Origin of the sequence: Alkaliflexus imshenetskii DSM 15055, assembly GCF_000517065.1 — a bacterium.
Classification (GTDB): Bacteria; Bacteroidota; Bacteroidia; order Bacteroidales; family Marinilabiliaceae; genus Alkaliflexus; species Alkaliflexus imshenetskii.
The window spans coordinates 3,725-9,972 of the sequence record NZ_KI912105.1 but is presented as its reverse complement, the minus strand read 5'-3'; the positions used below and the strand labels follow the sequence as shown (position 1 = coordinate 9,972).

The 6,248-nt window shown below is 39.5% G+C and carries 6 protein-coding genes; all 6 read left to right on the top strand.

The genetic code is table 11. The features are described from left to right. Positions 1–272 precede the first annotated feature (272 nt). Positions 273–425 carry a hypothetical protein gene (locus ALKIM_RS19700; protein WP_157363659.1) on the top strand — a complete coding sequence of 51 codons (153 nt, stop codon included), beginning with the start codon at positions 273–275 and terminating at the stop codon, positions 423–425. A gap of 320 nt (positions 426–745) precedes the next feature. Beyond that, positions 746–1,591, top strand: a complete 846-nt coding sequence (locus tag ALKIM_RS0100160; protein ID WP_026472897.1) for a ChbG/HpnK family deacetylase — start codon at positions 746–748, stop codon at positions 1,589–1,591. 94 nt (positions 1,592–1,685) lie between these two features. Beyond that, complete coding sequence (locus ALKIM_RS0100155; protein ID WP_026472896.1) at positions 1,686–3,137, top strand: glycoside hydrolase; 1,452 nt, start codon at positions 1,686–1,688, stop codon at positions 3,135–3,137. A 122-nt stretch (positions 3,138–3,259) separates the two neighbouring features. Continuing rightward, positions 3,260–5,359, top strand: a complete 2,100-nt coding sequence (locus ALKIM_RS0100150) for a hypothetical protein (protein ID WP_157363657.1) — start codon at positions 3,260–3,262, stop codon at positions 5,357–5,359. Positions 5,360–5,391: 32 nt separating this feature from the next. Then, the gene (locus tag ALKIM_RS0100145; protein WP_026472894.1) at positions 5,392–5,655 is read left to right on the top strand and encodes a hypothetical protein; all 264 of its coding nucleotides are present in this window, start codon (positions 5,392–5,394) and stop codon (positions 5,653–5,655) included. 140 nt (positions 5,656–5,795) lie between these two features. Then, on the top strand, positions 5,796–6,248 hold a 453-nt coding region (locus ALKIM_RS19975), incomplete at its 3' end, for a phage integrase N-terminal SAM-like domain-containing protein (RefSeq protein ID WP_173400712.1).

The window sequence follows — 6,248 nt, the reverse complement described above, 5'->3', positions numbered from 1 at the left end:
TATCTACCTTGATATCCGTTGTTTCCATTGCATTTATTTGGGCTTACCTCGCTGGTATAGACAAACATGAAAATTGTCACAATTAAAGTCAAAACACGGAAGAAGAGCCTTCAGTTTCTTCAAGTATGGGTTAATTCGGATTGCTCATGCATTGTCGAACACACTGGATATAAGCGAATTTAACAAATGTGTCAAAGTTTTGTCATGTACTTAGCAATGAATTATATGTTGTATGCGAGCCATTGTATTGGTCCGACTGTAAATCTGCCATAATGTACAGTAATGATAATGGCAAATCATGGGTTGATCTTTATAATCCAATTTTAGGCGCAGTGCGCTGGAAAGGAGTATCTGTGTCAGGGCAAACAGGTGTTTTACATGCTATTTCATGTGGTAATGGCGTATTTAGAGGCGTATGGAATTAACCCTCAAGCAGAAATAATGGCTTAATAACTGTTTAGAAGATTGTAGATAGTTCATAAAATCTTGCCGCCGAATGGCGGTGAAGTTGGATTGGCTTTAATGATAATAGGGTTTCTATCCTAACCTATTTCCAGATGTCTGGATCACGTTTTTCATTCGTTTGTGGTTCTTTAAAATTATCCACTAATGTAAGATTATACTTTGTTTCACATTTTTCATTTTACTCAGCGCAATCATTTAACCGTCGCCTGGCTTAACTCATTGTTCTGTTTATGCATTATGGAGATTAGGTGAGTTTTTGTATAAAACTGAATTTATTGATATGAGAAATTCGATTTGCTTGATGGTGTTATTGGTCTCAATGTCTATTATACAAGGCCTGTCGGCCGAAAAATACCTAATTGTAAGGGTTGACGACATGGGGTCATTTAATGCTGCCAATCATGCATGCCTGAAAACTATAAAATCTGGCATTGCACGCAGCGTTGAGGTTATGGTGCCCTGTCCCTGGTTTCCAGAGGCTGTGAAATTACTCTCAGAGAATCCAGGTATTGATGTGGGCATCCATCTTGTGCTCACCAGTGAATGGGAAACTTTAAAGTGGCGACCGCTAACAGATGTTCCAGGATTGATTGATTCTGCAGGATACTTTTATCCGTATATCTGGCCATGGGAAGGAGCAGAAGAAGATATTTTTCTAATCAATAAAAATTGGTCATTAGCTGAAATAGAGAAAGAACTAAGAGCTCAAATAGAGACAGGGCTTAGATTTTTACCAGGTGTTACGCATCTTTCCACGCATATGGGCTTTACATCCATGCACACTTCTGTTCTTGATCTGGTTAAGCGCTTGGGTGATGAGTATGGTCTTCTGACTTCAGAATCGGTATCTCTTAAAAGATTAAATGGTTGGGATTGGGATTTGCCCAAACGAAAACGTATCCGACAGTTTATTAAAAATATTAAAAGGATTGATGAAGGATATTGGTTGTTTGTTGAACACCCGGGAATGGATGTAGATGAAATGAGAAGTGTGGGCACAAAAATAGCTAAGGATAGACAATTTGTAACAGAGATTCTTACAAACTCAAAAGTTATGCGGGCAATCCAAAAAGAGGGTATCACGCTTGTTGGTTATGATGAAATGGACAAGTTAATCAAGCAGTAAACACTAATTGCTTTTACTCTCTGACAGTTTTGTGTTAAAGATTATTCATCAGGACGATTGATGAACATGTTTTACTAGTATAAACGTTATTGCAATGAATTTATTCAGGAATTACTTCTCATTATTAGTTCTGGCTCTGATTTGCTTCAGCTCATGTAAAAAGGACGGTGAAGCGATTGATGACATTAAGGAAGAAATGGATATGTGTACAATTTATGTAGATATTCATCAGGAGTTTCAGGAAATAGATGGTTTTGGCTTTTTTGGAGCTCATGATGTGTGGTGGGCAAACTCTCAGAACCTTTGGAACGAAGAGTGGGGCATTAAGATAATTAATGACTTAGGTATAACAATATGGCGAAATGAATATTTCCCTCCGGCAATATCCGGTGCCAATCAGGATGCCGATTGGAATAAACAAAAACCGGTTGTGGAAGGTCTCAAGCGAAGGGCTGATGAGGCAGGCGTAGACCTTAAGTTTATTTTTTCCGTTTGGAGTCCTCCGGCAGATTTGAAATGGAAATGTTCATTTGCCTGGGCTGGAGACGAAAACGCAATACGTGAGCCCGGAAATGTGTCTACTAAAAACGGGGGTACACTAAATCCGGAAAAGTATAAAGAATTTGCAGAATGGATCATTGACGGGATTCAAATGTATAAAGATTTAGGTATAGACCTGTATGCATTAAGTCTGCAAAACGAACCATTGTTTAGTCAACCCTTTAATTCATGTACATATACAACTCAATGGTATTGTGAGATGTTGAATGCGGTTGTGCCAAAAGTAAAAGAGGCTTTCCCCGATGTGCTGATTTTTGGCTCGGAGAACATGCTCGAAATGGAAGGTAAGGAGAATAATTGGCGTTGGTTATATCATAATGCGATAAAGAACAATGCTGCAGATAATGTTGATATACTGGCTGTTCACGGTTATTCTGATGGTGTTGCTCCAACTTCAGGTTCAGAATTGGTGCAGATGTGGGTGAATCATACCGAACAGTTTGCCAAACCTCTTGCCAAACCGGTATGGATGTCGGAGACTTCCGGTTATAGTAACAATTGGGAAAAAAGAAATTCAACTCCTGGAGCTTTAAATCTTGCTATGGATATTCATACTGCTTTGTGTTATGGAAACGTGTCTGCGTGGGTGTGGTGGCAAGGTAGTCAGTCTGTTAGGGACAATTTTTCACTCATGAGCGGATTAAATACTAGTAAGAAGTATTTTGTGTCAAAGCATTTTTATCGCTTTATACGTCCAGGTGCCGTACGAGTTAGCGCAGAATCCGATCAGGAGGAAGTGTTAGTATCGGCCTGGAGCCATAAAGCCAATGGAACTCAGACCATTGTTGTAATTAATTCTTCAGCATCTAGCAAAGTGATCAGGTTAGTCGGAATTTATTATTCCGATCAATTTAAAGTGTTCCGAACATCTGAAGGAATTGAAAATTGCGTATATGTGTCAGATTATGACGCGAATGGAAATGGAGTGGTGAGTCTGCCTCGATATAGTATTTTGACATTGCAAACTGGTGGAGAGCCCTTGTAGGAGAATTAATTATCCGGTAATCATTTAAATTCTATTGTAAGATGGGTAGAGTGTTTTTGATAATAGTGCTGTTATGCGGCATCATATCTGTAAGTGGACAGGGTGTTTCAGATTGGTTTCCGTTGAAAGCAGAGGAATCTTCGTTAGGGTCAGAAATAGACATGTCGGCATGGTTGGATAAGCCTGCCGGTAAGCGGGGTGTTTTATTAGTTAATGGTAGTAGATTTCAATTTGAAGATGGTACACCAATTAAGTTTTGGGGCACCAATCTCTGTGAGCGTAATGCTTTTCCTTCTCCTGAGAAGGCCGTTGAATGGGCTAACTTTCTAGCTTCATATGGATTTAATGCTGTGAGGTTCCATAAATTTACATGGGATGCAACCGATGGTATTCATTCTACAATAATTACCAATGATAAATGGGAACGTTTCGATAGGTTTTGTCATGAGTTAAGGGAAAAAGGGATCTACTATGGTTGGTCGCATATTTATGGCCATCGGGTTGCGCCTGCCGATAGTAGTCGCTTATTGGCATATAATGAAATAATGGAAACTGATTTTCCCTGGAGACACTTAAGCCGAAGCACTGCAGCTCTGGTAAATTTTGCTGATGATTTACAACAGCTAAATATTGAGCTGACGGTTAATATGCTCAACCATATTAATCCTTATACAGGATTACGTTATGCAGATGATCCGGCACTTAATTTTATAGAGTTCCAAAACGAGGACAATATATTTTGGGCAGCCATTGAACGGAGTTTAGAACAGGCTCCAACCTACCGTAAATTGTTGTGTCGTAAGTTTAGTGAATGGCTTCGGGATAAATACCAAACGCACGAAGCGCTGTTAAATGCATGGAACCATGAGGGATTGAATGAAGGTGAGCATTTAGATGCCAATAATTTATATCCTCAGCCCAACCATGGTTTTTTTTCATATGAGTATCAGGTTGCAAAACAAGAAGGGCGCTCTGTAAAACAACATGTAGTTGATAAGTTCAGCTTCCTTTATGAAGAGCAAATGAAGTTTTATCGAAAATTTGAAATGGCCGTCAGAGAGACTGGCTATAAAGGACCTTTAATTGCAAGTTGTTGGCAAGCTGGTGAAGGATTAACACACCTGTTAAACTTGCATGCTGATTATGAAATTGGTGTTATTGATCGCCATAATTATTTTGGAGGTGGGCAGGGACACAGTCTAAAGCCAGGGCCATTTGATAATTCTGCCATGGTGTCCAATATTGGCTCAGGCCTATTTGGCACAGGATTGCAACAGGTGAAAGATCGGCCTTTCCTGTTCTCGGAATGGATGAGCTTAATCCCGAATGAATATACTGCTGAAAGCGCACCAATTGTGGCTGTTTATGGGATGGGACTTCAAGGCTGGGACGGCTCTTATGTATTTGCTACAGATTTTCCCCATTATACCAATACCATCCAAACGCCTTGGGGTGGGGTTTATAATGCTACTTCTCCTACTCAATTGGCGTTGTATCCTGCACTTGCTGCACTTGTTTTTAGAGGTGATGTGAAGGAGGGTGATATAATTGTTAATAGGAAATTTGGTCTTTCAGACATTTTTCAGGGGAAAACAATTATTAATGAGACAATTCGTCAGGATCATGACCGCAAAGTATTAGATGCTGACTTCCCTTTGAAATCATTGGCCGCTGGGAGAGTAACTTTGGAATTTACCGAGAACTGTTCTATGCTCGAAACTTTTGGACTATCGGAATTAATAGACCAAAACAATGTATACTCAAATACTGGGCAGTTGATATGGAGTGATTCTGGTAAGGGTTACTTTACCATTAATACAGATGGAACTAAAGGATTGGTTGGTTTTGCTAAGGATAAAGAGTTTAACCTTGGATGTGTAACCATATCTACCAGCAATGATTTCGCTGTAATACTCGTAACAAGCCTCGAGTCTGATAAGGGGATATATGATGCGTCAAGAATTCTTGTGACAGCTATTGGACGGGCAAAGAATACCGGAATGGAAATTTGTCGCGAGCGTTCTGAGTTAATAAGTGTTGGTGATGCGCCTATATTGGTTGAGCCTGTTGACTTTGTACTTGGTATTAAGCGGAGCAAAAAACCACGTATTACAATATTAAATCACACGGGTCACAAAACTGATAAAACAATCAAGTACAATAAAAGAACTTCGTTTAAGGGAAGTAGCTCAGAAGCTTTTTATTATCTGATTGAGTATTAGTCTAATCGATTCTTTATTCTCTATTGAAACTAATGAATCATATTGATGAAATGACAAAGCCACGTATTTATCGGTTTAGTATTTTCCATAAAGATATTTTAGATGGATGTTTGCTTAATGAAATAATAGAAAATAAGTTTCATAGCGAAATCATCCTGAATCGAGGTTCAAAAGAAAAGGATAGTTTAAACGCATGGGAGCATAAGCTTGCCAGAGCTAATATTGTCGAGACTAAGTGGGTGCATCCAATTGTTGGTAATGATATGGGGCAAATGATAAAAATTTCGATAGTTTGAGACTTGTTTGTTGTGAAGATTATGAGTTTATACATTGTGTTGAACTAAATCCCTCCGGGATAGCCTCTTTCAAAAATAGCATTAATCTTTTTAGATGCAAGCCGTTATAACTGCATTACTCATTTTTAAATTATGCAGTTATGAGAAAGAAAACAACCTTAACGATTGTAGAGCACGCCTTCGTTCTGGTTCCGGAGTTTAAGGCCAGGGCTTTAAAGATGGAGCATCAGGTGGTACTTCGTGGACAGAGTCAGAGCACTCTGAATAATTACATTCGGCGCATAGCGCTGTTTGTTATCCATTTTAAACAACTGCCCGAAGACGTCACCGAAGATGAAATCAACGAGTATCTGGTGGCTTTGGCACGCGATGTCAAGGCCCCTTCGCGGAGCAGTTTCAAGCACATGGTTTATGGCCTAAGGTATTACTACCGTTTGCTGGGCATGAACAAAAAGGCCATTGCTTTGCCTTCATTAAAGCAAGAGAGCAAGTTGCCGGTTGTGCTGAACCGCCAGGAGCTAAAGATGCTGTTTTCGGCACCTACGCTGCTTAAGCACCGAATTATCCTTACGCTGATCTATTCTGCCGGATTA

Excerpts from the sequence above, each read along its gene's own strand:
- ALKIM_RS19700 (WP_157363659.1), top strand. The coding sequence starts at position 273 with ATGTACAGTAATGATAATGGCAAATCATGGGTTGATCTTTATAATCCA.
- ALKIM_RS0100155 (WP_026472896.1), top strand. The coding sequence starts at position 1,686 with ATGAATTTATTCAGGAATTACTTCTCATTATTAGTTCTGGCTCTGATT.
- ALKIM_RS0100145 (WP_026472894.1), top strand. The coding sequence starts at position 5,392 with ATGAATCATATTGATGAAATGACAAAGCCACGTATTTATCGGTTTAGT.
- ALKIM_RS0100160 (WP_026472897.1), top strand. The coding sequence starts at position 746 with ATGAGAAATTCGATTTGCTTGATGGTGTTATTGGTCTCAATGTCTATT.